The organism is Buttiauxella brennerae ATCC 51605 (assembly GCF_001654925.1).
In the GTDB taxonomy this organism is placed as follows: domain Bacteria; phylum Pseudomonadota; class Gammaproteobacteria; order Enterobacterales; family Enterobacteriaceae; genus Buttiauxella; species Buttiauxella brennerae.
Genome location: NZ_LXER01000019.1, coordinates 32269 through 57608 on the forward strand (window position 1 = coordinate 32269; position 25340 = coordinate 57608).

24 protein-coding genes, 1 pseudogene and 1 other annotated feature are annotated in these 25340 nt (G+C 45.9%); of the genes and pseudogenes, 13 read left to right on the forward strand and 12 right to left on the reverse strand.

What is annotated here, in order from left to right; all coding sequences use genetic code 11:
- Positions 1-114 precede the first annotated feature (114 nt).
- Genes M975_RS11385 through M975_RS11395 form a run of 3 tightly spaced genes read left to right on the forward strand, consistent with a single transcriptional unit; the run spans position 115 to position 2854 of the window.
- Positions 115-480 carry a GtrA family protein gene (locus M975_RS11385; RefSeq protein WP_064559593.1) on the forward strand — a complete coding sequence of 122 codons (366 nt, stop codon included), beginning with the start codon at positions 115-117 and terminating at the stop codon, positions 478-480.
- On the forward strand, positions 477-1394 hold the full coding sequence (locus tag M975_RS11390; protein WP_064559417.1) for a glycosyltransferase family 2 protein: 918 nt from the start codon (positions 477-479) through the stop codon (positions 1392-1394). Before M975_RS11385 ends, M975_RS11390 begins: the two co-directional genes overlap by 4 nt.
- Positions 1391-2854 (forward strand): glucosyltransferase domain-containing protein, encoded by a 1464-nt coding sequence (locus M975_RS11395; RefSeq protein ID WP_064559419.1) that lies wholly within the window; start codon positions 1391-1393, stop codon positions 2852-2854. Before M975_RS11390 ends, M975_RS11395 begins: the two co-directional genes overlap by 4 nt.
- 577 nt (positions 2855-3431) lie before the next feature.
- Here the strand turns inward: M975_RS11395 and M975_RS23410 are convergent.
- A pseudogene (locus M975_RS23410) lies at positions 3432-3623 on the reverse strand (Arm DNA-binding domain-containing protein); the annotation flags it as partial.
- A gap of 180 nt (positions 3624-3803) precedes the next feature.
- On the opposite strand from M975_RS23410, the gene sbcB reads away from it, so the two are divergent.
- Positions 3804-5231 carry an exodeoxyribonuclease I gene (gene sbcB, locus M975_RS11400; RefSeq protein ID WP_064559421.1) on the forward strand — a complete coding sequence of 476 codons (1428 nt, stop codon included), beginning with the start codon at positions 3804-3806 and terminating at the stop codon, positions 5229-5231.
- A 46-nt stretch (positions 5232-5277) separates the two neighbouring features.
- On the opposite strand, the gene M975_RS11405 is transcribed toward sbcB, so the two are convergent.
- The 8 genes from M975_RS11405 to M975_RS11440 form a co-directional block, all read right to left on the reverse strand.
- Positions 5278-6642, reverse strand: a complete 1365-nt coding sequence (locus M975_RS11405; protein ID WP_064512283.1) for an APC family permease — start codon at positions 6640-6642, stop codon at positions 5278-5280.
- Positions 6643-6848: 206 nt separating this feature from the next.
- Positions 6849-8147: a 4-aminobutyrate--2-oxoglutarate transaminase gene (gene gabT, locus M975_RS11410; protein WP_064559423.1), complete on the reverse strand. Its 1299-nt coding sequence runs from the start codon at positions 8145-8147 to the stop codon at positions 6849-6851.
- 214 nt (positions 8148-8361) lie between these two features.
- A complete protein-coding gene (locus tag M975_RS11415) occupies positions 8362-10125 on the reverse strand; it encodes a hypothetical protein (protein WP_064559425.1) in 1764 nt (587 codons plus the stop codon).
- A 10-nt stretch (positions 10126-10135) separates the two neighbouring features.
- Complete coding sequence (locus M975_RS11420; RefSeq protein ID WP_064559427.1) at positions 10136-10990, reverse strand: hypothetical protein; 855 nt, start codon at positions 10988-10990, stop codon at positions 10136-10138.
- Complete coding sequence (locus tag M975_RS11425; RefSeq protein ID WP_064559429.1) at positions 10977-11624, reverse strand: class I SAM-dependent methyltransferase; 648 nt, start codon at positions 11622-11624, stop codon at positions 10977-10979. The genes M975_RS11420 and M975_RS11425 overlap by 14 nt, the downstream gene beginning before the upstream one ends.
- Positions 11625-11650: 26 nt before the next feature.
- Positions 11651-12613, reverse strand: a complete 963-nt coding sequence (locus M975_RS11430; protein WP_064559431.1) for a glycosyltransferase family 2 protein — start codon at positions 12611-12613, stop codon at positions 11651-11653.
- A gap of 131 nt (positions 12614-12744) precedes the next feature.
- Entirely contained in the window at positions 12745-13659 is a 915-nt protein-coding gene (locus M975_RS11435; RefSeq protein WP_064559433.1) for a LysR substrate-binding domain-containing protein, read from the reverse strand.
- Positions 13660-13697: 38 nt separating this feature from the next.
- Entirely contained in the window at positions 13698-14525 is an 828-nt protein-coding gene (locus tag M975_RS11440) for an SDR family oxidoreductase (protein ID WP_064559435.1), read from the reverse strand.
- A gap of 196 nt (positions 14526-14721) precedes the next feature.
- Between M975_RS11440 and hisL the strand changes: the two genes are divergently transcribed.
- The 9 genes from hisL to hisIE all read left to right on the forward strand — a co-directional run bounded on the left by hisL (position 14722) and on the right by hisIE (position 21957).
- Complete coding sequence (gene hisL / locus M975_RS22965; RefSeq protein ID WP_202914407.1) at positions 14722-14772, forward strand: his operon leader peptide; 51 nt, start codon at positions 14722-14724, stop codon at positions 14770-14772.
- Positions 14748-14870 (forward strand) — a sequence feature (His leader region). Its footprint overlaps the gene before it by 25 nt.
- A gap of 36 nt (positions 14871-14906) precedes the next feature.
- Entirely contained in the window at positions 14907-15806 is a 900-nt protein-coding gene (gene hisG, locus M975_RS11445; RefSeq protein WP_064545284.1) for an ATP phosphoribosyltransferase, read from the forward strand.
- Between the two features lie 4 nt (positions 15807-15810).
- On the forward strand, positions 15811-17118 hold the full coding sequence (hisD, locus tag M975_RS11450; protein WP_064559437.1) for a histidinol dehydrogenase: 1308 nt from the start codon (positions 15811-15813) through the stop codon (positions 17116-17118).
- Positions 17115-18197: a histidinol-phosphate transaminase gene (hisC, locus tag M975_RS11455; protein WP_064559439.1), complete on the forward strand. Its 1083-nt coding sequence runs from the start codon at positions 17115-17117 to the stop codon at positions 18195-18197. The genes hisD and hisC overlap by 4 nt, the downstream gene beginning before the upstream one ends.
- Positions 18194-19261: a bifunctional histidinol-phosphatase/imidazoleglycerol-phosphate dehydratase HisB gene (gene hisB / locus M975_RS11460; RefSeq protein ID WP_064559441.1), complete on the forward strand. Its 1068-nt coding sequence runs from the start codon at positions 18194-18196 to the stop codon at positions 19259-19261. The genes hisC and hisB overlap by 4 nt, the downstream gene beginning before the upstream one ends.
- Positions 19261-19851 (forward strand): imidazole glycerol phosphate synthase subunit HisH, encoded by a 591-nt coding sequence (hisH, locus tag M975_RS11465; protein ID WP_064559443.1) that lies wholly within the window; start codon positions 19261-19263, stop codon positions 19849-19851. Before hisB ends, hisH begins: the two co-directional genes overlap by 1 nt.
- Positions 19852-19856: 5 nt before the next feature.
- Positions 19857-20594: a 1-(5-phosphoribosyl)-5-[(5-phosphoribosylamino)methylideneamino]imidazole-4-carboxamide isomerase gene (gene hisA / locus M975_RS11470; RefSeq protein WP_064559445.1), complete on the forward strand. Its 738-nt coding sequence runs from the start codon at positions 19857-19859 to the stop codon at positions 20592-20594.
- Positions 20576-21352, forward strand: a complete 777-nt coding sequence (gene hisF, locus M975_RS11475; RefSeq protein ID WP_064559446.1) for an imidazole glycerol phosphate synthase subunit HisF — start codon at positions 20576-20578, stop codon at positions 21350-21352. The genes hisA and hisF overlap by 19 nt, the downstream gene beginning before the upstream one ends.
- Positions 21346-21957: a bifunctional phosphoribosyl-AMP cyclohydrolase/phosphoribosyl-ATP diphosphatase HisIE gene (hisIE, locus tag M975_RS11480; RefSeq protein WP_064559447.1), complete on the forward strand. Its 612-nt coding sequence runs from the start codon at positions 21346-21348 to the stop codon at positions 21955-21957. Before hisF ends, hisIE begins: the two co-directional genes overlap by 7 nt.
- Before the next feature lie 67 nt (positions 21958-22024).
- On the opposite strand, the gene wzzB is transcribed toward hisIE, so the two are convergent.
- From wzzB to M975_RS11495, 3 genes are all read right to left on the reverse strand, one after another.
- Entirely contained in the window at positions 22025-23011 is a 987-nt protein-coding gene (gene wzzB / locus M975_RS11485; protein ID WP_064559448.1) for an LPS O-antigen chain length determinant protein WzzB, read from the reverse strand.
- A 245-nt stretch (positions 23012-23256) separates the two neighbouring features.
- Positions 23257-24666 (reverse strand): NADP-dependent phosphogluconate dehydrogenase, encoded by a 1410-nt coding sequence (gndA, locus tag M975_RS11490; protein ID WP_064559450.1) that lies wholly within the window; start codon positions 24664-24666, stop codon positions 23257-23259.
- Between the two features lie 271 nt (positions 24667-24937).
- Entirely contained in the window at positions 24938-25156 is a 219-nt protein-coding gene (locus M975_RS11495) for a hypothetical protein (RefSeq protein WP_064559452.1), read from the reverse strand.
- Positions 25157-25340: the final 184 nt, after the last annotated feature.

Sequence of the window (25340 nt, forward strand, 5' to 3'; positions counted from 1 at the left end):
CCGCAGAGCCGCGCGGATAGCCAGTAGTCTACAAATTGGTAGTTGATCAATGGATGATCAGATTCCTCTTGGGTGCTAAACTCCCCGCCTACAAAAAACTACTCATACAGACAAATGCTTAAGCTATTTTCGAAATATTTTACAGTCGGTATTTTCAATACTGCTATCCACTGGGTTGTGTTTGCCGCTTGTTTGTATGCGCTCCACACTAACCAGGCTCTGGCTAACTTCGTAGCATTCTGCGTAGCTGTAACATTCTCATTCTTCGCTAATGCGAAATACACATTCAAAGCGCGAGCCACTTCTGGCCGGTATCTGATTTATCTCGGGTTTATGGGTGTGCTCAGTGCGACTACCGGTTGGTTTGCTGATGCCTGCGGGCTACCAGCCTTGTTCACGCTGATTGGATTCTCAGTCATCAGTCTCATTTGCGGTTTCTTCTATTCTAAATTCATCGTTTTCCGGAGTGAAAAAGCGTGAAAATATCTTTGGTTGTTCCTGTCTTCAATGAAGAGGACACGATTCCTATTTTTTATAAAACAGTTCGCGAATTTGATGAGCTGAAAGAACATGAAGTAGAAATCGTCTTTATCAATGACGGCAGCAAAGATTCCACTGAAGCCATTATAAACGCACTGGCTTTATCTGATAGCATGGTCAAGGCACTATCTTTCACGCGTAACTTTGGCAAAGAGCCTGCTTTATTTGCTGGCTTGGATAATGCCACTGGCGACGCAGTGATACCAATTGACGTTGACCTGCAAGATCCTATTGAAGTTATCCCTCATCTTATAGAAAAGTGGCAAGCTGGTGCAGATATTGTTCTCGCAAAACGCACTGACAGAAGCACAGACGGTCGCCTTAAGCGCAAGTCAGCTGAGATGTTTTACAAACTTCATAACAAAATCAGCAATCCAAAAATAGAAGAAAATGTTGGTGATTTCCGTCTGATGTCACGCGAAATTGTAGAAAACATCAAACTTATGCCTGAGCGAAATTTATTCATGAAAGGCATATTGAGTTGGGTTGGCGGCAAAGTTGATGTAGTTGAATATGCCAGAGCCGAACGTGTAGCTGGAAGTACGAAATTCAATGGGTGGAAGTTATGGAACCTGGCCCTTGAAGGGATTACATCCTTCTCTACCTTCCCGTTGAGAATCTGGAGCTACGTGGGCCTTTTCGTTGCAGGACTATCGTTTATATATGGCGTATGGATGATTGCAGATACTCTCGCCTTCGGAAATCCCGTACGCGGCTATCCATCACTACTTGTTTGTGTTTTGTTTTTGGGTGGCGTGCAATTAATAGGTATCGGGGTGCTAGGTGAATATATAGGTAGAATCTATTTAGAAACAAAAAAACGCCCTCGTTATATCCTTAGGAGTAAAAAATGATTAACAATATAAAAAAATATTTTTTTGCCGTTATGTTTTTCACTCTACCTATAATAATGGCGAACTTTTATTATATTGATGATAATGGCAGATCTATTGAGGGATATACCAATTGGGGGATTGATGGAAGACCTTTAGCGGACTTCATCATGCGCTCGATCAATCTTTCATCTAGACTCGTTGATATTTTTCCATTAAACATAATAGTTTCTGCTCTTTTACTTTCCCTGGCGCTTTCTGCCTTGAAAGCGGATTTAGAAAATAATAGAAACAAAAACTTCCTGACATTTATAATACCTCTACTAATGGTTTTCAATATTTTCTATTTAGAGGTTTTTTCGTATAGATTTGATTCAATTACAATATCAACGGCAGTAATGTGCTGTGTTTTTTTATCTAGAATATATAAATCCCCCAAAATTGATGCAATTATCACGTCGGCACTAACAGTTGCAGCAATGTCGCTGTATCAAACAACGATAAATGTAGCGATCATACTAATAATATTCAACCTCATATTGCTTGCAATCAATGAAAACAAACCTGATATTGTATTCAGAGGCATTGCAATAAAAGTAATTTCACTTATTTCTGGAGTGCTGATATATTATATCATTGTGCTTCCTGCATCACATAGTGGTGGCAACGGGACTGACCACCCAGGTGTGGATTTTTATTACGCTTTAGTAAATATTTTTATAAATATCGATGCCATGACAAGCATTGTATCAAATTTTATTTTAAACAATAACGGGAAGTACGTATTATTATTTTTATTCTTGCTTTCTCAGATATCATGCATAATCCTTGCAGTGAGCAGCAAAAAGAAATCCATAGTAATATCTATGTTGATGTTAATTTCTCCTCTTATTGTGTTCATATCCATGTTTGGAGTAATGCTTACTCTTGAAAACATTCTTTTCTCCCCTAGAATTTATATTTCATATGGCGCTTTTTCTTTCTTTTCTTTCGGTGTGGCTTTTCTTGCTATGCCCCCAAAAGCATCAAAGGCATGTTACTCATGCTTATTACCAATAACGTATTCTGTAGTGCTTTCATATGCATATGGCAACACTTTAAAATCTCAAGATCTAATAAACATGAATACCGCAACAAAAATAAATGGTGACATAGAGAGTATTTATCGAGGTAACGAAAATGTAATATTATCGTTCAATGGCATATACCCTACATCCCCCGTCATGAGTAACACAACCAGCGTTTTCCCTCAAATTAAAAGTATGATTCCAAATTATTTTGCTAACTGGTGGTGGAGTTTTCAATATATGAAAAGAATTGGATATACGTATACCTACCCTGGTCCCATGAGTGCAGAGGAAGCTATTTCTAAATATAACTTATGCAGCACAAGTAATTTTGTAAAAAAAAGCGACTATAGCATATTTATGCGTGGAAACTTTGCTTTAATAGATTTCTCAAACTCAATCTGTAATAAATAGCATGTATATTTAATGATAAACCTGAAATTTAATTAATTTAGAAATATGATAGGGGCGTCCTTGCCCTTATCATTATGAGTCCAGTATTGCCATCATTGGTGAGCCCCAACACTAGCGCAAACGATGCAAGTAGAACATTCCAACAACATTTAGGTGTCGTTAATGTTCATGTAAAATTCAGCTTTAGACAAAGTCCAAATTCATTTGGCGCAATTGCTGTAATAAATGTGCTGTCGTCATCAATGGTGGTAATGTTTGCACCTACAGCACCAGCAGACAGTCTTGTTTTTCTAGATTTCGACCCAACTGTAGCGGTTACCGAACCCAACACCGATGGATGGCGACTGTGAAAATGGTTTTACGTAGAAAATATTTCCAGCCTCTACTTTCACGATGATCGCCTCATAATAAACAATCCCATAGTAATTAATTAGCCGGCTGAGAATGAACTTTGCAACTCCGGAGTCTGAACAGACCCGGGCGCGTCGACTATTAGCCTTATCTTCCTGAACCCACTGCTTAACAGTAATCGAACTATAGTGGCCAAATTCAGAATGCCACTACAGTCATGCGGGATCCTCAATTCGGCAGTAATGCCTCTAGCCTCTTTGAGTTGTACGTCAGGAGATCGCCCGAGACTCAATCTTTGAGCTTTTGATTCCCTACTGTACCGGTACCGCACACTGAGTCCGTCAGCATCCGATACTTCTTGCGGGCTTGAAAATGGTTTACCATGTATTGAGCGAAGTTTAGTGTCACTGAGAGCCATAATAATATTTGGTACGCATCAGAAAGTGGGTTTGGTACACTTCTGGTACGCAATATCACATGGACTAAAGTGGACAGTAAAAAACAATTAGGGACGCAGATTGACGTATGAAGGGGTTATTTAGTGATATTTCAGTTTAATAACAGTATGTTAAACATCACTCAAGGGCGGGGGTAAACCGTGGAAAATTCAACGCAACAACCTACCTTCCTCTTTCATGATTATGAAACCTTCGGCAAAAGCCCATCCCTTGACCGCCCAGCGCAATTTGCGGCTATTCGTACCGATGAACAATTCAATGTCATCGGTGAGCCAGAAGTCTTTTACTGCAAGCCTGCGGATGACTATTTACCTCAGCCAGAAGCGGTGATGATTACCGGCATTACACCGCAGCAAGCCCTGGCGCGCGGTGTTAATGAAGCCGATTTTGCAAAGCGCATTCATAGCATCTTCACTGTGCCGAAAACCTGCGTGATCGGTTACAACAACGTGCGATTCGATGATGAAGTTACGCGTAATATTTTTTACCGTAATTTCTACGATCCTTATGGCTGGAGCTGGCAGAACGATAATTCGCGCTGGGATCTACTCGATGTCATGCGCGCCTGTTATGCCCTGCGCCCGGAAGGAATTATCTGGCCTGAAAACGAAGAGGGGCTGCCGAGTTTCCGCCTTGAACACCTGACCAAAGCCAATGGCATTGAACATGCGAATGCGCACGATGCGATGTCAGATGTGTACGCCACTATCGCCATGGCGCAATTAGTCAAAACACGCCAGCCGCGCTTGTTTGAGTACCTCTACAGCCATCGTTCTAAGCACAAGCTCAACACGCTGATTGATATTCCGCAGATGAAACCACTGGTGCATGTTTCCGGCATGTTCGGCGCATGGCGTGGTAACACCAGCTGGATTGCGCCGCTGGCCTGGCACCCGGATAACAAAAATGCGGTGATTATGGTCGATTTAGCGGGTGATATTTCGCCACTGCTGGAACTCGATGCCGATACGTTACGCGAACGCTTATACACGCCAAAAGCCGCGCTTGGCGATGCCGCAGCGGTGCCAATCAAACTGGTTCATTTGAATAAATGCCCGGTGTTAGCAGTGGCGAACACCTTGCGCCCGGAAGATGCTGAACGGTTAGGAATCGATCGTAAGCGTTGTCTGGATAACCTGAAGTTGTTGCGCGAGCATCCCGTAGTGCGTGAAAAGGCCGTTGCTATTTTTGCTGAAGCAGAGCCTTTTGTGCCATCTGATAACGTTGACGCGCAGCTTTATAATGGCTTTTTCAGCGATGCTGACCGCGCCGCAATGCGCATTGTGCTGCAAACCGACCCGCAAAATCTGCCGGCTCTGGATATTACGTTCGCTGATAAGCGCATTGAAAAACTGCTGTTTAACTACCGTGCCCGAAATTTCCCCGGCACGCTGGATGAAGCAGAGCAGCAGCGCTGGTTAGAACACCGTCGGGATGTGTTATCTCAGGAAGCATTGCAAGCCTACGCTCAGGAACTGGAAGCACTGTATAACCTGCATGAAGGGAATAAAGAGAAAACGGCGTTGCTTAAGGAGTTGTTTGAGTATGCGCAGTTTTTGGTAGGGTAATAGATAGCAAAAAGGCCGCTTTCGCGGCCTTTTTCGTATTTAGCTGTTACGCTAAATCTTCGTTGAACTGTGGAACCGGGTTACGGAAGCGACGAGTCACGAAGGCCAGATATGTTAAGCCGATGGCTGCCCAAATCAGACCCAGAATCATCGAGCTTTCTTCCAGGTTAATCCACAACGCACCCACTGTCAGCGCGCCACAAATTGGCAGCACCAAATAGTTGATGTGATCTTTGATGGACTTGTTGCGCCCTTCACGAATCCAGAACTGGGAAATCACTGACAGGTTAACGAAGGTAAACGCCACCAGCGCACCAAAGTTAATCAGCGCGGTTGCTGTTACCAGGTCAAACTTAATCGCAAACAGAGCAATGATACCGACCAGTACCACGTTCAGTGCCGGGGTACGCCATTTCGGGTGGATGTAGCCGAAGAAGCGCTCCGGGAACACACCGTCACGTCCCATCACGTACATCAGGCGAGAAACGCCCGCATGTGCCGCCATACCTGACGCCAGAACCGTTACACAGGAGAAAATCAGGATGCCAAACTGGAAGGTTTTACCTGCCACGAAGAGCATGATTTCTGGCTGTGACGCGTCCGGATCGTGGAAGCGGGAGATATCCGGGAAGTACAGTTGCAGGAAGTAGGACACCACAACGAAGATCACGCCGCCAATCAGGGCCGTCAGGAAAATCGCTTTCGGGATGACGCGGCCTGCATCTTTCGTTTCTTCAGACAACGAGCTAATGCCGTCAAAACCGAGGAACGAGAAGCACAGAATGGTCGCTCCGGTAATCATCGGCACGACGTTCGCGTGTTCCGACCAGAACGGACGAGTACTGGTTAATGTGCCCGCACCTTCACCATTTGCCACACCGTAAATAACCAGACCGGTGATGACCACCATGACGATCATTTGCAGCACAACAATAAGGCTGTTGAAGTTAGCCACTGTTTTGATGCCGCGCAGGTTGGAGATAGTCATAAAGCCAACCAGCAGCACCACGAAAATCCACGAAGGAATCGACGGCACCAGGGCTTCAAAATAGATTTTCGCCAACAGGATGTTGATCATCGGCATAAACAGATAATCAAGCAAGGCAGACCAACCCACCATAAAGCCAACCACCGGGTGGATTGCTTTTTGAGCGTAGGTATAGGCGGAACCCGCTGATGGGAAGCGGCGTACTAGCTTTCCATAACTTAACGCGGTGAACAAAATTGCCACAAGGGCAAACGCGTAAGCCGTAGCGACATGTCCGTCGGTAAGGCCAGATACAATACCAAATGTATCGAACAGGGTCATAGGCTGCATATAAGCCAGGCCCATCATAACAACCGGAATGAGCGTCAGGCTCTTACGGAGTTCAACACGAGATTTTGCACCTGCGGTGACGTTAAGCGACATGGCTATTCCCCCAAACGGCGAATACCTGCGCAAAAGCAAAAAGCTGCCCCATCTGAATTTCCTCGGCGACACGACTGTCGTTTTTTAAAAGCTAGTATCTATCCGGTACGAAGCCCGGCCTCTTGGTTTTTTTGGCGGATGCCTGTTTGACTACTAGAACTTAATGCAAAAAAATAACCGACGCGTTTAACGTCGGTTTTTTGTTCTCATTTAGTGAGGCGCGTATTTTGCACCAATTCGAGGCAGGATGACAAGATATTGAGGCCTTCATTAACAATTTCTTTTTCAGCAGTTAACGGGACGAGAAAACGAATGACATTCGCTCTCACTCCGCATGACAGTAATACCAGTCCTTTTTTACCCGCTTCTTTGACAAGTTCTTGTGTTAACTCTTTATTTGGACGGTGGCTGTCGCGCTCCTCCACCAGCTCCATTGCAATCATGGCGCCATAACCACGCACATCACCAATACAGTCAAATTGCTCGACCATCTCATGCAAACGATGGGTGATGAGCTCGCCAATTTCCTGTGCCTTTTGATTGAGGTTTTCTTTCTCAATAACATCAGTGACCGCCAGTGCCGCCGCAATGGCCACAGGCGAGCCCGCATAGGTGCCACCCAGACCGCCAGGCATCGCTTTTTCGAACAGCGATTTTTTGCCCACTAACGCAGAAAGTGGGAAGCCGCCCGCCAGGCTTTTCGCCATAGTGACGAGATCGGGCTCCACTTCACTGTGTTCAATCGCAAACGTTTTGCCAGTACGGCAAAAACCACTTTGGATTTCGTCGGCGATAAGCACAATGCCGTGTTTATCGCACAGCGCACGCAGTTGCTTCATGAAGGAAGGTGACGCGGCATAGAAACCCCCTTCCCCTTGCACTGGCTCAATAATGATGGCGGCGACCTCATCAGGTGAGACATCTGCGGCAAAAATCCCTGCCAGCGAGGCCAGAGCCTGAGTGTCACTCACGCCAAGATATGCAGCCGGGTAAGGCGCATGATAAATACCTGCAGGGAACGGACCATAGCCTTTTTTATACGGTTGCACTTTGCCCGTTAGCGCCATGCCCAATAAAGTCCGGCCATGGAAGGCGCCACGAAATGCAATGATGGCCGAACGCCCCGTCGCAATACGCGCCACTTTGATGGCATTTTCAACCGCCTCCGCCCCCGTAGTGAGGAACAGTGTCTGGCAAGGTTCACTTATCGGCGCCAGTTTGTTGAGCCGTTCGGCAAGCTCAATATAATTGCCGTAAGGGGTCACCTGGAAACAAGGATGGGTAAATTTTTCAAGCTGTTGACGCACCGCATCAATGACTGCGGGATGGTTATGCCCGGTATTAAGCACCGCAATACCCGAGGCAAAGTCAATGTAGCGTTTCCCTTCCACATCCCAGATTTCCGCATTTTTCGCTTTATCGATGTATACCGGAAATGCATTGCCGACTCCGTGTGGAACCGCCTGCTCACGCCGTGACTGCCATTGTTGATTGGTTTGCTTCATACAGACTCCTTGCGCACAAAAAAATATAATTTAAGGTTAAGGCCGTCAAAAGGAGCGAATTATATGGGTTGCTATACACAATTGAATATTCACAAAACAATGGTGAATCAAGATTTAAATCTTAGACTAACATGATGCTAAATCAACTATCTGATAGTTTAAATTACCTAAAATAAAAAAACGGGCTAAAAATAATAACCCGCCAAAATATTATCTAAAAATACAAGCGAAATGCAAAAGCACCACCAACATCTTTACCATCTACATAAGCATTACCTTTAGGATAAATGCCACCAACACCTGGACCAAACTTAGTTAGCAAAAAGATTGTTGACTCATACTCTTTTTTCACGGCCCACCAAGTAATAGCATTATCCTGCGTGCATTCATCACACTTTAAAATTAAATTATACTTTTGGTTCTTTGTTAAGGCCGCTTGATGAAAATCGAACCAGGCATACTTATTATCTTTAAGAGTTTCCAACCTCACTGTATTACTAGCAATTACCTTCCCTGCCTGATCGGATAACTCCAAGGTCAATACACCATAATTCCGCCGGGCGAATGTAGCAAGCATTAATTCAACACCTATAAGCGTGCTCGAATCAGCTTCAATTACCTGTTCGAATCTACGCCCTTTAGTAAGATAACCATAGCCAGTGTTATATAGTGGCTGTTCTACGATAGTTAGCGATTTCCAAGCGCGTAATTCGGAAAATTTAATTAAAGGCGGGTAAAGAGCTGTGATCAATCCTGACACAATAAGAGAAAATAAAATCACTCTAACTGCCTTGTTTTTTATAATAGCTATAATCTTTGCAATCACCAAAGAAAAAACCGGTAAAAAGCCAAAAAAATACCGAGCCTGCATAGCCCCTAAATAACCTGTGTTTATATGTAACTGCCTTATAGTAAATAAGTAGGTAATAATAAAGCATGCAAAAGCAATAACAAATGAAAAGGTAAGATTAAAACAAGAATTCGTTACCGATAGTTTTTTTACTATAACAAAAATAGTCATCCAGACTAACATGAGCAAGATAGTTTTCAATACTGTAATTCTAATGTCGTTATCACTAATTGCAGCATGGCCATACGGTATAGTAAGGGTAACTAAATTTGCTTGATAAAAATTAACTATAAATTCTGTAAGACCGAGTCTTTTGGCACCCGGATGATCAACAGCAAACCATAATGCTGGATTACCCTGAGGGGCAGGATAAAACCTCCCATACACAACGTATATATTTAAATAGTATATGGCTATAATTGCAAGTGATGAAATTATAATCACCCATTGTCTAAAAGTAATTTTTTTAATTACCTCAGACAACTTCGAAAAATTGAACAAACAAACAGATATTAATAAACATACTATAGCTAGTGATCCTGTTGCTTTACTCAATGCAGCAATAATACCGCCGATGCAGATAGTAATAACACTATAAGTAATTGATTTATTGTCTTTGTGAGTTTCTATTATATCTAACAACCCATGCAGGACTAGCGTACACCCCAAAACATTGATTTGATCATTACTTACAGCACTTCCAGAAACAACGAACATAGGAATAACAAGTAAAAAAGCGCCCCCACAAAAAGTAGATAATTTTGATTTGGTTGCAGAATACAACATCCTGCAAGTAAAAATTATTATCAAAATAGAAATAAGCATATTAACGTAACGACCTATCATTGCATACATACCTTGCAAGTCTAAGAAGTTAGCCAATCCACCAACAATGAGATAATATAATGCAGGGTGATTAAGGTAGTTTAGTTTTCCTCCTGGTAGAATAGTACCACTGCTATAATTTGGAAAACCCCTATCCATAACATTTCCGACATACGCCATATGTGCAAATTCATCAGGGAAGACTCCTGGACTATAGGAAAGAATATAGCCCATAGCCATTACAAGAAACAATAAAGAAAGTAATAGTGTTATAAACACAATACCACATTTTTGTTTATACATAGATTCCGTCTTATTTGAGAGAGAGAGAAAATAAGTAGAAAAAGCAATCACCAACAATAGTGATGAAACGACTTAGGACAACAGCCAAGATAATATCAATCTCAGCAAAAAATGGCTTTAACAATAATAGAAGTATAAACTCTCTGATACCTACCCCAGCTGGTGACCCTGGTGTTATGAGTCCCGCAAGCCAAGAGATGACATAGGCCCCAATTAGCGGTAATATAAATGTAGGAGCTACAGCCCAATTATCTACTATTGAATACAATACACTAAAAAAAACCCCTCCTGAAATAAACAAGAATAAAAAATATTTAGTCATGATTTTAGTTAAATTTCGCTTTCCTTGCATTTCAAATCCGAAAACAAGTGCCATTATGGCGAATGTAAACAGAGAGAAACCATAAATAAAATTGAACTCAGGGAATAATAGGGGTAGCATCCAAAAAATAAAAGTGGCGCCACTTACAATCAAAAGCAATAATTCCAGAACAGTACTTTTAGCAACCGCTTTTCCAGAAAATCCATATGACATTGTTAGTAATTGCCTGCCTGCAAATTGAAAAATGTTACCAGGTACATACTTCGCCAGTTGAGTTAAACCATAAATTCTGGTTGCAACTCGATGACTGATGGACTGGTGTAACCCTAACAATAACATTCGCCATGCAGAAGCAAGAATAATATTGGCTGCACCATAAACACAGGCTAACACCAAGATTAATAATAAAAATTTAAATGTGAAAGTATCATCGGGAACCCGCTTCCAATACTCGGCTATTCTATGCACAACAAATATTACGCTAAATAGTGCAATAATACTCCCTGCATAATTAAGTAACTTCCGTAGGCTACTTTTGTTCATAAGGGACACATAACAACATAGTCCAAGGAAATGGAGACGAAACTTCAATTACCTTGAAGTAACTCTGTATGAATTTTATAAAGGATTTTTTTGACCAATGTTGTATATGCCCAGGGGTATTGCCAAAATTCCGTATATACTTTCCTCGAGCCATATTGAGGGCGCACCATATAGGTTCACGTGGAACACTGATGATAAGATATTTATCAACCAGACTCTGCAATATCTTCATTGCTTTATCTGGCTCTTCTAGATGCTCCATAACTTCACAACATACAATTAAATCAGCACTATCAATTCCTTCCTTGAGATCATAGATACTCTTAACATTAAACACATCAGGCATAAGATTCGCGGCTGTCGCATTTTCCCTTGCAAGGGAAATAACATCATGTGAAAAATCACTACCAACAGCTTTAAGACCCTGACTATTCCATTTGTTTACCCAAAATCCTTCTCCACAACCAACTTCATGAATAGTTTCGGGATTTGCATGCACCACAAAATGTTCAAGAGAGGAGTCAAAACCGCTCATTATCCATTTAACAATAGGATTCTTGGAGCCATATTTATCAAAAGCATTGCCAAATACAATCCCATCTTCAATTTTTCCACCGGAAACTTTGAAACTCATAACCACCTCATCGATTTAGGTTATTATTAATTGTGATTATCTTTATTAATTGAATCGACATTTAACTGCGCGACTTTGAAGCGTAAATCTTCAAGTAATTTCCTATTTGCCGACAGAAGGTCCGTGACAAATGCAATCAAAATGGTTTGAAAACCCATACCCATCAATACAGAAGCTAGAATTAATGACTGCACATACCCATTGCCATCTCCAGTTAAGAACTTAAACAAGAATCGAATGCCAAGCAGAAAGCCGGCGAAAAACAGAACAGCTCCAATAGTGCCAAAAAAACGGAAAGGACGATAGATTACAAATATTCTAATAATTGTCACGATGCTACGTTTAATGTATGAAGTAATACTTTTAACTAAACGTGATGGTCGTAAATCATCATTAACACGAACTGGAACAGAAGTAATAGTAATATTTTTTTGTCCTGCCTGAATTATCGTTTCAAGGGTATAAGTATAATCATTAAAAACCATTAATTTTTGTGCTGTGGCACGGGACATCGCTCTAAAACCGCTAGGTGCATCAGGAACGTCTGTTTTACTTGCTACACGAACAACCCAACTACCTATTTTTTGAAGACATTTCTTTATGGGAGAGAAATGCTGTATTGCTGAAATTGGTCTCTCACCGATAACCATTTCTGCACGATGTTCAAGAATCGGAGCAACCAGTAATGGTATATCATCAGCACAATATTGATTGTCAGCATCAGTATTAATAATAACATCAGCATTCAGAGTTAGACATGCATCAAGTCCCGTCATAAAGGCTTTAGCCAGCCCTTTATTGGCTGTATGCTTTATTATGTGGTCAACACCATTCATCTTGGCTACGTTAATGGTATCATCAGTACTGCCATCATCAATAATTAACCACTCAACTTCATCAAATCCTGCAACATGCTTCGGTAGCGCATCAAGTGCGATAGCTAGCGTTTCTGCCTCATTGAAACAAGGGATTTGTATGATTAATTTCACTTTCAGTGCACCTTATCCTAACGCCAAAAATTTAGCTTTGAATTCTATAGCATCCTTTTGCTGATCGCTTTCAATTATTATCCTCAAATGCGCTTACAGTTTTGTGTCACAACCGAACAGTTAATGCCCACTCAGTCCGGTGCTGATTCATATATGCGTTTTATGGCGTAATTTGTAGTAATTTGTTCACGCCACCATTCACTGGCAAGCCCGACGGTCTGTTCGTTCCAGCCAATCCACACCGGCACAAAAGGCACATGGGACACCACCTGTTTTTCCACCAGTACGCCACTTTCGATAAAACGCTGCGCCATGTAACGGGGAACGTAACCGCAGCCGATGCCGCTAATTTGCAACTCGAGTTTGGTTTTGAAATCGAAAACGGTGATTGCGTCTTGTTCTTCGAGTAAATGCATCGAACGTGACGGTTCAAGTCGCGATGTGTCACCAACGACGACTGCACGACTGCGTTTGATTATCCGGCGAGTGAGGGGTTCTTCAGCTTCAGCAAGTGGGTGGTGAGGTGCAACAACAAAAATGCTTTCAAGTTGGCCAAGGAGCGTAAAACCAAAACCGCTCAGCGACGGCGGGTCACTCATGGCGCCGACAATAATATCCGCCCGCCCTTCGGTAAGGGCCTCCCAGGAGCCACCCAGCACGCCGTTGATGAATTTCAGGCGCGTCACGCTGTAGCTTTTGTAGAACGCTTCGATAAGCGGGGTCAGCAGCGAAAAGGGAAACGAATCGTCCACGCCGATCACCAGTTCGTTTTCCCACCCCTGGTGAAGTTTGATGGCCTGCTGTTCCAGTTCGCGCACGGTATGCAACACTTCGCGCCCTTTTTCCAGCAGAAGCTGGCCTGTTCGCGTAAAACGCGCCCGATGGCCTGAACGGTCGAGGATTTGAATGTTGAGATCGTTTTCGAGTTTTTGAACGGTGTAACTGAGTGCGGAAGGCGTTTTAAAGAGCTTTGTTGCCGCCGCAGCAAAGCTCCCTTCTTTATCGAGGGTATCGAGAATTATCAGCACATCCAGCAGTGGTTTCATACTCGTTCCCGGCAGTCACGAGCAATACCCCACAGCGGTTACTGCATGGGCATTACCAGCGGGTTTGGATACTGATATTCAAACCCAAGTTCATTGCAGATACGGTTGCCATCCACCAGCTTACCGTGGCCATTTTGCGTTTGGGTTCGAAAAACGGGTGCGTCTAAATTCATCTGGCGTGCCATCAAAGAGTAGAACTCAGCACGCGTTGGGTGAGCTGGCGCACATAAATTATAGATGTGTCCGCCTTTTGGAGCCTGCAACAACAGTGTAATTGCTGAAATAACATCTTCAAGGTGTACCAGATTGACTCCATGAGCGCCATTTGCGACATCGGTTTTTCCTGCCAGAAAACGCCCAGGATGGCGTTCCGGCCCAACCAAACCCGCAAGACGCAGAATATCTACTGAAGTGCCAGGCAAGTCATGCAGCCAGGTTTCCAGCTCTTTCAGCACCCGTCCGCTGGCCGTCACAGGTTCAAGCGGCGAGGTTTCTTTCACGCTGCCTTCTGTTTCGCCATACACCGACGTGGAGCTGGTAAAAATGATACGCGGGATATTATGAGCCAACGCGCTGTCGACAATTTCCTGCACCGCCTGCAGGTAAAAATCGTCGCCTTCGCCGGTACGGCGAGCAGGCAGCGTTATCACCAGCGCATCAGCATCCAGCAGTGCATCAAGATCGTCGCTGTCACAAACCAGTTCAGGAGTAAGCTGCAGTTGATAACCGTCAATGCCACACATTCGCGCGGCTTCCACACCATCGAGGGTCGTTTTACTTCCTGTCACTTGCCAGCCCCGCGCTGATAAAGACAGCGCCAATGGCATTCCCAGCCACCCTAACCCGACAATCGCAACCTTTTTCATGTCTTATCTCCTGGATTACAGCATATCTCTCTGCTGCTATTTTTAGCGTCTTATTAAGGCTACGCCACGTTACGACAACTGACAATCAGTGGCACTAAACAGAATATTAATTGAGGGGATAAAAAGCCCTTGCACAACGGACTAAATATGGTTTACGTTAAAGCACATCATGAATAAACATTCATACGAGAATTTTATGACACGCGTTCAAAATACCAATCACCATCATCACCATCATCCTGACTAGTCTTTCAGGCGATGTGTGCTGGGAGACAGAAAAATCTTCCAGTGGTGCATGAACGAGTCAATAAGCCCCCGGAAGATTTCTTCCGGGGGCTTTTTTTTGGACGTCAGACAAGAATTTACCAGGAGTATTTACCCATGTTAGACAACAACCGTTTACGCATAGCTATTCAGAAATCAGGCCGTTTAAGCGATGATTCACGCGAATTGCTCGCGCGCTGTGGCATAAAAATCAACCTGCATACTCAGCGCCTGATTGCGTTAGCTGAAAACATGCCGATCGATATTCTGCGTGTTCGTGATGACGATATTCCTGGGCTGATTATGGACGGTGTAGTAGACCTGGGCATTATCGGCGAGAACGTGCTGGAAGAAGAGTTACTGACGCGTCGCGCTCAGGGTGAAGACCCACGTTATTTCACGCTGCGTCGTCTGGATTTCGGTGGCTGCCGCTTCTCTCTGGCGATTTCTGTTGATGAACCCTGGGATGGCCCAGCCAGCCTGAATAATAAGCGTATCGCGACTTCTTACCCTCACCTGTTGAAGCGTTACCTTGATGGCAAAGGTGTGCAGTTCAAATCCTGCCTGTTGAACGGTTCTGTTGAAGTGGCTCCACGTGCGGGTCTGGCGGATGCCATTTGTGACCTGGTTTCCACTGGCGCAACGCTTGAAGCCAACGGCCTGCGTGAAGTTGAAGTGATTTACCGCTCCAAAGCCTGCCTGATCCAACGCGACGGTGAAATGCCTGAAGCCAAGCAACAGCTCATCGACAAACTGATGACCCGTATTCAGGGCGTGATTCAGGCGCGTGAATCGAAATACATTATGTTGCATGCACCAAGCGAGCGTCTGGATGAGATTATTTCTCTGCTGCCAGGCGCTGAACGCCCAACCATTCTGCCGCTGGCAGGGGACCAACAGCGTGTAGCAATGCACATGGTGAGCAGCGAAACGCTGTTCTGGGAAACCATGGAGAAACTGAAAGCGCTGGGTGCCAGTTCGATTCTGGTGTTACCAATTGAGAAGATGATGGAGTAACACCATGGCAAACTTCAATACGTTGATTAACTGGAATGAGTGCGATGAAACCGCACAGCAGACTTTGCTGACCCGTCCGGCGATTTCTGCATCGGAAAGCATTACCCGCACAGTCGCTGACATCCTGAATAATGTGAAAGCTAACGGTGATGCGGCGTTGCGCGAATACAGCGCAAAGTTCGATAAAACCGATGTGCAGCAACTGAAAGTCAGCGAGCAGGAAATTACCGCTGCCGTCGCGCGCCTTGGGACAGAGATAAAAGAGGCGATGGCCGTAGCTGTTGCGAATATCGAAAAATTCCACGTTGCTCAGCAACTGCCAACTGTTGATATCGAAACGATGCCTGGCGTGCGCTGCCAGCAAGTTACGCGCCCGGTTGCCTCTGTTGGCCTTTATATTCCAGGCGGTTCCGCACCGCTGTTTTCAACCGTATTGATGCTTGCCACGCCTGCTCGTATCGCAGGCTGCAAAAAAGTAGTGCTGTGCTCACCGCCACCGATTGCCGATGAAATTCTGTATGCCGCGCAACTGTGTGGCGTGCAGGAAGTGTTTCAGGTCGGCGGTGCGCAGGCCATTGCCGCACTGGCGCTGGGCACCGAAAGCATCCCGAAAGTGGATAAGATCTTCGGGCCGGGCAACGCGTTTGTTACCGAAGCGAAACGCCAGGTCAGCCAACGCCTTGATGGTGCGGCCATCGACATGCCAGCTGGTCCATCAGAAGTGTTAGTGATTGCCGATAGCGGTGCAACGCCTGACTTTGTGGCATCTGACCTGCTTTCACAGGCCGAACACGGCCCGGACTCACAAGTGATTCTGTTGACGCCGGATGTAGGTATGGCGCAAGCCGTCGCCGAAGCTGTTGAGCGCCAGTTAGCCGCTCTGCCGCGTGCTGAAACCGCTCGCAAAGCGCTGGAAAGCAGCCGCCTGATTGTTGCTCGCGACCTCGAGCAATGCATTGAAATCTCCAACCAGTACGGTCCGGAACACCTGATTATTCAGACGCGTAACGCCCGTGAGCTGGTCGATAGCATCACCAGTGCAGGTTCCGTGTTCCTCGGTGACTGGTCACCGGAATCCGCTGGCGACTACGCTTCGGGTACGAACCACGTACTGCCGACGTACGGATATACCTCAACGTGTTCAAGCCTTGGACTGGCTGATTTCCAGAAACGCATGACGGTTCAGGAACTCTCCCCACAAGGCTTCGCAAGCCTTGCGAAAACGATTGAAACGCTGGCCGCCGCCGAGCTGCTGGACGCCCACAAAAACGCCGTTACCCTGCGTGTTGCAGCACTTAAGGAGCAAGCATGAGCATTGAAGAGTTAGCCCGTGAGAACGTTCGCGCCCTGACCCCTTACCAGTCGGCTCGCCGCCTGGGTGGCAATGGTGATGTGTGGCTGAACGCCAACGAATATCCAACTGCGGTTGAGTACGAACTGACGCAACAGACGCTGAACCGTTACCCGGAATGCCAGCCAAAACGGGTCATCGAGCGTTATGCCGAATATGCAGGCGTGAAACCTGAGCAAGTACTGGTCAGCCGTGGCGCAGACGAAGGTATCGAACTGTTGATCCGCGCATTCTGTGAGCCGGGCAAAGACGCAGTACTTTATTGCCCACCGACTTACGGTATGTACAGCGTGAGCTGCGAAGCCTTCAACGTGGAATGCCGCGTTGTACCGACACTTGCCGACTGGCAGCTCGATTTACCGGCCATTGCAGAGAATCTTGAAGGCGTAAAAGTGATTTACGTTTGCAGCCCGAACAACCCAACGGGGCAGTTAATCAATCCGCAAGATTTCCGTGTGCTGCTGGAAATGGCGCGCGGAAAAGCACTGGTGGTTGCAGATGAAGCCTATATCGAGTTTTGCCCACAGGCGACGCTCGCTGGCTGGTTAAATGAATATCCACACCTCGTGGTACTGCGCACACTTTCCAAAGCCTTTGCGCTGGCTGGCCTGCGTTGTGGCTTCACGCTCGCCAATGAAGAAGTGATTAACTTGCTGATGAAGGTCATCGCCCCTTACCCGCTGTCGACCCCGGTTGCGGATATTGCCGCCCAGGCGTTAAGCCCACAGGGAATAAATGCAATGCGCGAGCGCGTGGCTGAAGTGCTGCTGAATCGCCAGTACCTGGTCACAGCACTTCAGGAAGTGGGTTGCGTAGAGCAAGTTTTCGACTCAGAAACCAACTATGTTCTGGCTCGCATCACCGCTTCAAGTGCAGTGTTTAAATCTTTGTGGGATCAAGGCATTATCCTACGTGATCAAAATAAACAACCATCATTAAGTGGCTGCCTGCGGATTACCGTCGGCACCCGTTTAGAATGCGAGCGCACTATTGCAGCGCTGCGTGAACAACCAGGCCTGACGGCCACGGAGGGCGTGTGAGCCAGAAAATTCTTTTTATCGACCGTGACGGCACGTTAATTTCTGAACCACCTTCAGATTACCAGGTGGACCGCATGGACAAACTGGCTTTTGAGCCAGCGGTGATCCCTGCCCTGCTGCAATTACAAAAAGCAGGCTACAAGCTAGTCATGATCACCAATCAGGACGGTTTAGGCACCGAGAGCTTCCCGCAAGCGGATTTCGACGGCCCGCACAACCTGATGATGCAAGTGTTTACCTCGCAGGGCGTCAACTTTGACGATGTGCTGATTTGCCCGCACTTGCCGGCTGACAACTGTGAATGCCGTAAGCCAAAAATTGCCATGGTGAACGGTTATCTGGAAGAAGGCGTTCTGGATAAACCCAATAGCTACGTGATTGGCGACCGTGCAACCGATATTGAACTGGCTGAAAATATGGGTATTCAGGGGCTGCGCTACCACGGTGAAACGCTGAACTGGTCTGCCATCAGTGAACAACTGACAAAACGTGACCGCTATGCCCACGTTGAACGCGCCACTAAAGAGACGCAAATCGACGTGCAAGTCTGGCTCGACCGTGAAGGTGGCAGCAAAATTAACACTGGCGTGGGTTTCTTCGACCATATGCTGGACCAGATTGCCACCCACGGCGGCTTCCGAATGGATATCAGCGTGAAAGGCGACCTCTACATCGACGACCACCACACAGTTGAAGACACGGGTCTGGCTCTGGGCGAAGCGCTGAAAATCGCGCTGGGCGACAAACGTGGGATTACACGTTTCGGCTTCACACTGCCGATGGACGAATGCCTGGCCCGTTGTGCGCTGGATATTTCTGGCCGCCCGCACCTTGAATACAAAGCCGAGTATAACTTCCAGCGTGTCGGCGATTTAAGCACCGAGATGGTTGAACACTTCTTCCGTTCGCTTTCTTACACCATGGGCGTGACGCTGCACCTGAAAACCAAAGGCAAAAACGACCACCACCGTGTCGAAAGCCTGTTTAAAGTCTTTGGCCGTACGTTACGCCAGGCTATCAAAGTTGAAGGCGACACGCTGCCCTCCTCAAAAGGAGTGTTGTAATGAACGTGGTGATTCTGGACACCGGATGCGCAAACCTGCACTCGGTGAAATCGGCCATCCAGCGCCATGGCTACGAGCCACTGGTGAGCCGCGATCCTGATGTGGTGCTACGCGCGGATAAGCTCTTTTTGCCAGGCGTTGGCACGGCGCAGGCGGCGATGGACCAGATTCGTGAACGTGAGCTTATCGATCTGATTAAAGCCTGTACTCAGCCGGTGCTGGGTATTTGCCTCGGTATGCAATTGCTGGGTTCACGCAGTGACGAAAGCAACGGTATAGAGATGCTCGGCATCATCGAGCAGCCGGTGCTAAAAATGGTCGACCATGGTTTGCCTTTGCCGCATATGGGCTGGAACCGCGTCTATCCCAAAGCCGGTGACCGCTTGTTCCGTGGCATTGACGATGGTGATTATTTTTACTTTGTGCACAGCTACGCGATGCCGGTTTGTGCAAACACCATCGCGCAGGCAAGCTACGGTGAAGCTTTCACCGCTGCCGTGCAAAAAGATAATTTCTTTGGCGTGCAGTTCCACCCGGAGCGCTCGGGTGCCGCTGGCGCGAAATTACTGAAAAACTTCCTGGAGATGTAAGCACCATGATTATTCCTGCTCTCGATTTAATTGACGGCACAGTGGTGCGCCTCCATCAGGGAGACTATGGCCAGCAACGCGATTACGGCAACGACCCGTTGCCGCGCCTGCAAGAGTACGAAGCGCAAGGTGCACAAGTGCTGCACTTAGTGGATTTAACCGGCGCGAAAGACCCTGCCAAACGCCAGATCCCACTGATTAAAACGCTGGTTGCAGGCGTGAAAGTTCCCGTGCAAGTGGGTGGTGGTGTACGTACAGAAGAAGATGTTGCCTCACTACTTGAAGCAGGTGTCGCGCGTGTGGTCGTCGGATCAACGGCGGTGAAATCACCCGAAGTTGTCAAAGGCTGGTTTACCCGCTTTGGTGCTGATGCACTGGTCTTAGCACTTGATGTGCGCATTGACGAACAAGGCAATAAACACGTCGCTGTCAGCGGCTGGCAAGAGAATTCTGGCGTAACGCTTGAAGAACTGGTGGAAACATACCTGCCCGTCGGGCTCAAACATGTGTTGTGCACCGATATTTCCCGCGACGGAACACTGGCAGGTTCTAACGTGTCGCTGTATGAAGAAGTTTGCGCACGTTTCCCACAGGTGGCGTTCCAGTCTTCCGGCGGCATTGGTGATATCGATGATATCGCCGCTTTACGCGGAACAGGCGTTCAGGGTGTGATTGTTGGGCGAGCACTGCTGGAAGGGAAGTTTAATGTAACGGAGGCGATTTCATGCTGGCAAAACGGATAATTCCTTGTCTGGACGTACGCGACGGGCAAGTCGTAAAAGGTGTGCAATTCCGCAACCATGAGATCATCGGTGATATCGTACCTCTCGCGCAACGTTACGCTGCCGAAGGTGCCGACGAGCTGGTGTTTTACGATATCACCGCCTCCAGCGATGGCCGTGTGGTCGATAAAAGCTGGGTGTCACGCGTGGCGGAAGTTATTGATATTCCTTTCTGCGTAGCGGGCGGCATTAAGTCGATTGACGATGCCGCACAAATTCTATCCTTCGGCGCAGACAAAATCTCCATTAACTCCCCTGCCCTGGCAGACCCGGAGCTGATCACTCGCCTGGCTGAACGCTTTGGCGTGCAGTGTATTGTGGTGGGTATTGATACCTGGTTTGATAGCGAAACCGGGAAATACCACGTCAATCAATATACTGGCGATGAAAGCCGCACGCGCGTAACCAAGTGGGAAACTGCGGACTGGGTGCAGGAAGTACAAAAGCGCGGTGCCGGGGAAATCGTTCTGAATATGATGAACCAGGATGGCGTGCGTAACGGTTACGACCTGGAGCAATTGAAGAAAATACGTGAAGTTTGCCACGTGCCACTGATTGCCTCAGGTGGCGCGGGAACCATGGAACACTTCCTCGAAGCATTCCGTGATACAGATGTTGATGGTGCGCTGGCAGCCTCAGTGTTCCACAAGCAAATTATTAATATTGGTGAGCTGAAACTTTTTCTGGCTCAGCAAGGTGTGGAGATAAGAGTGTGCTAACGACAGAACAACAAGCTCAACTGGACTGGGAAAAAACCGATGGCCTGATGCCAGTCATCGTCCAGCACGCCAAATCGGGTGAAGTTTTGATGCTGGGATATATGAACCCGGAAGCTCTGGCGCAAACCATCGAAAGCGGAAAAGTCACCTTCTTCTCTCGCACGAAACAGCGCCTGTGGACCAAAGGCGAAACCTCCGGCAACTTCCTCAACGTGGTGAATATTGCCCAGGACTGTGATAACGACACGCTTCTGATCCTGGTGAACCCGATTGGCCCAACCTGCCACCTCGGCACCTCAAGCTGCTTTGGTGAAACCCAGCACGACTGGCACTTCTTGTATCAGCTGGAGGAACTGCTGGCCTCGCGCAAAACTGCCGATCCGGAAAGCTCATATACCGCCAAGTTGTATGCGAGTGGGACTAAGCGTATTGCGCAGAAAGTCGGTGAAGAAGGCGTGGAAACTGCGCTGGCGGCAACGGTTAATGACCGCTTTGAGCTGAAGAATGAAGCATCAGATTTGGTGTATCACTTGCTGGTGTTACTGCAGGATCAGGATTTGGATTTGAGCGCGGTGATTGAGAATTTGCGCGAAAGACATAAGTAAAATTGTTTGGGTTTTAGATGTGAAAAAGGCCGCGATTGCGGCCTTTTTATTCATGTTTACACAGGATTCAGACGACGGGTTTGTAGTTACGCAGTGCATTACGTCCAAGAACAACACCAGAACCCAAAATCAAACCAACCAACGCACCCAGCACCAGTGTCAGACCTTTTTTCGGGCTATCACGACGGATAGGCAAGCTTGGCTTCATCACATAGCGGAAAGCGTATGTGGTGTCTGGTTTTGATTTCAATGCATTAATCGCTAACAACGTTTGGCGTGCACCGAAGTAAGACTCATCCAACGGTAGTGGACGCGTCGCTTCGTTCTTAATGGTTGCAGAAAGTGCATCACTACCCAATACAAACAGTGTGTCTTCAGAAAGCGTTTCAGCCTGCTGAACAAGCGTATTCTTGATGTTGGATTGCTGCGCAACTATCAATGCCTGATTCAAGATTTCCAGACGTTTATCTTTCTTCTCTTGAGCGATTTTTTCTTTAGTTGTCAAATCTACCTTCAGATCTTCAACTTTAGAATTAATGCTGGTTTGTAAGTCATCATCAAGCTCGGTAACAATGCGTTTGTTAATTTGCTGAATGTAGTTGGTAAGTGTTTTTTGTGCCTCACCTGCGGTGGTTGCAACATAGCTCACTTTCAGTGGGACTGGCTGTCCCTTAACCGACTCTTCAATGGTCAATTTTTCAGGTTTTTGCTGATTGTCTAATTGCTCTGACAATGCCGATAAAGCTGAATTGAAACGGCCAAAGAAACGTTGCTGGATATCGACAATCGTCGGAGCGCTAGCGCCATACAGAACGTCCATTGAGTTGTTATAATTCGCAATTTGTCCTGAGTCGGGCAACGTAATGATAGCCTCAGAGGTCCATTTCTCTTTAGCAACGAACAGGTAGATAACCGCAAGAATTACCGCTACAACTGCAAAAGCGATGATAGTGACTTTACCCTTCCATAACTGCAAAAAAATATCAATTAAATCAATTGGTTCTTCGTTATTATCTATGCGATTTTTTATCGCATCATTGCTATTTTGATTCATGTTTACCCTAATCGAAATTGTTCAGTGAGGTAATTGTTTACGGCGCTAGTATAACAAGGGGTTATAAAAATCATCGTTGAAAAGTATGTGTTTTTAAAAGTACAAAACAACCATTAAATGTTACTTAATTGTTACATTCAAAACCAGACACAAACTATACTCAGGAATTGAGAGGAAAACCATATGTCTTGTCTTAAAAAAACGGCCCCGAAAGGACCGTTGGATAAAACTTTTATGGACTGCTTTTAATCAAGCCATTCAGTGTGGAACACACCTTCTTTGTCTATGCGCTTATAAGTATGCGCACCAAAGTAGTCGCGTTGTGCCTGAATCAGGTTTGCAGGCAGAACCGCTGAGCGATAGCTATCATAGTATGAGATTGCAGCTGAGAAGGTTGGTGTTGGAATACCATTTTGTACTGCGTAAGAAACTACATCACGCAGTGCCTGCTGATATTCATCAGCAACCTGTTTGAAGTAAGGTGCTAACAGCAGGTTTGCAATAGCTGGGTTCTCAGCGTAAGCATCGGTGATTTTCTGCAGGAATTGCGCACGAATGATGCAGCCAGCACGGAAGATCTTAGCAATCTCACCGTAATTGAGATCCCAGTTATTCTCTTCCGATGCAGCACGAAGCTGTGAGAAGCCCTGAGCATAAGAGACGATCTTGCCCAGATACAGTGCACGACGCACTTTCTCAGAGAACTCAGTTTTATCACCAGCAAATGCTTTAGATTGAGGGCCGCTCAGTACTTTAGATGCAGCAACACGTTGCTCTTTGAGTGAGGAAATGTAGCGGGCGAAAACTGATTCTGTAATCAGCGACAGTGGTTCACCAAGATCCAGCGAGCTCTGGCTGGTCCACTTACCGGTACCTTTGTTCGCTGCTTCATCAAGAATCACATCAACAAGATATTTACCGTCTTCATCTTTTTTTGTGAAGATGTCTTTAGTGATATCGATGAGGTAGCTATTCAGCTCACCCTTATTCCACTCTGTGAAGGTTTCTGCCAGTTCTTCATTGGTCAGATTGAGGCCACCTTTCAGCAGTGAGTATGCTTCAGCGATCAACTGCATATCACCGTATTCGATACCGTTGTGAACCATCTTCACATAGTGACCAGCACCATCAGCACCAATATAGGTGACGCATGGTTCACCATCTTCTGCCACTGCTGCGATTTGCTTCAGAATGGGTGCAACCAGTTCGTAAGCTGCTTTCTGACCGCCAGGCATGATAGATGGGCCTTTCAATGCGCCCTCTTCACCACCAGAAACACCGGTACCGATAAAGTTAAAACCTTCCGCAGATAGTTCGCGGTTACGACGGATAGTATCGTGGTAGAACGTGTTACCGCCATCGATAAGAATGTCACCCTTATCAAGATAAGGTTTCAAAGAATCAATGGTTTTGTCCGTGGCTTCGCCTGCCTTAACCATTAATAAAATACGACGAGGAGTTTCAAGAGATTCAACAAATTCTTGCACTGTGTAATAAGGAACCAGCTTCTTGCCCGGATTCTCAGCGATAACTTCTTCAGTTTTATCGCCAGAACGGTTGAACACGGAAACGGTATAGCCACGGCTTTCGATGTTGAGCGCCAGGTTGCGCCCCATCACTGCCATACCAACGACGCCGATCTGTTGTTTGGACATTACAAACTCCTGTCTTTTGGAAGGTTAGTACGACTTCAACGCCGTACTAACTAATGTTGTCTTGATGTTAACTCAAATTTATCTTGCCTGGTATGGGTTCATTAAACCCATGCCGCACATCAAGCATTCATTTATGAATGCTTGATGTGCCATAATGTATTATCAATACATTACCAGAAAAATTCAGCTGACAATCTACGGGTCTACTAAACTAAAAATGACTGGAAATTATATAGCGATACAACTATGATTGGTTTTATACTTAATTCTGTCACATATTTTTCATACCAAGCAATACTCCATTATTATTTTCAAAGAGAATTTCTAAGACAGGATAATCCGCAATATTAATTTTTATAAAACTTTTTGAAACAACAATCATTCGACTGTTATAACTTAGCATTTTCTCTAATAGAGTTTTGCGGAATAACGGTACACTCAGCATTACACTCAGTCCAATCACTATATCTGACCAATCCAAATACCTCATCTATTGCAGTTCCATTAAATAACAAATAGCTTAACCTTCTAATGATTGACAAAAATAAAAAAATACTTTCTCTGTCATATTTCGATATAAAGGTATGTCTAGCGTTAACAAAAATGAAAACGTGCCGGCGGCAAAAAATCCCTGCCAGATTACTTATACCTTACTCCAATTTCAATAAATATTG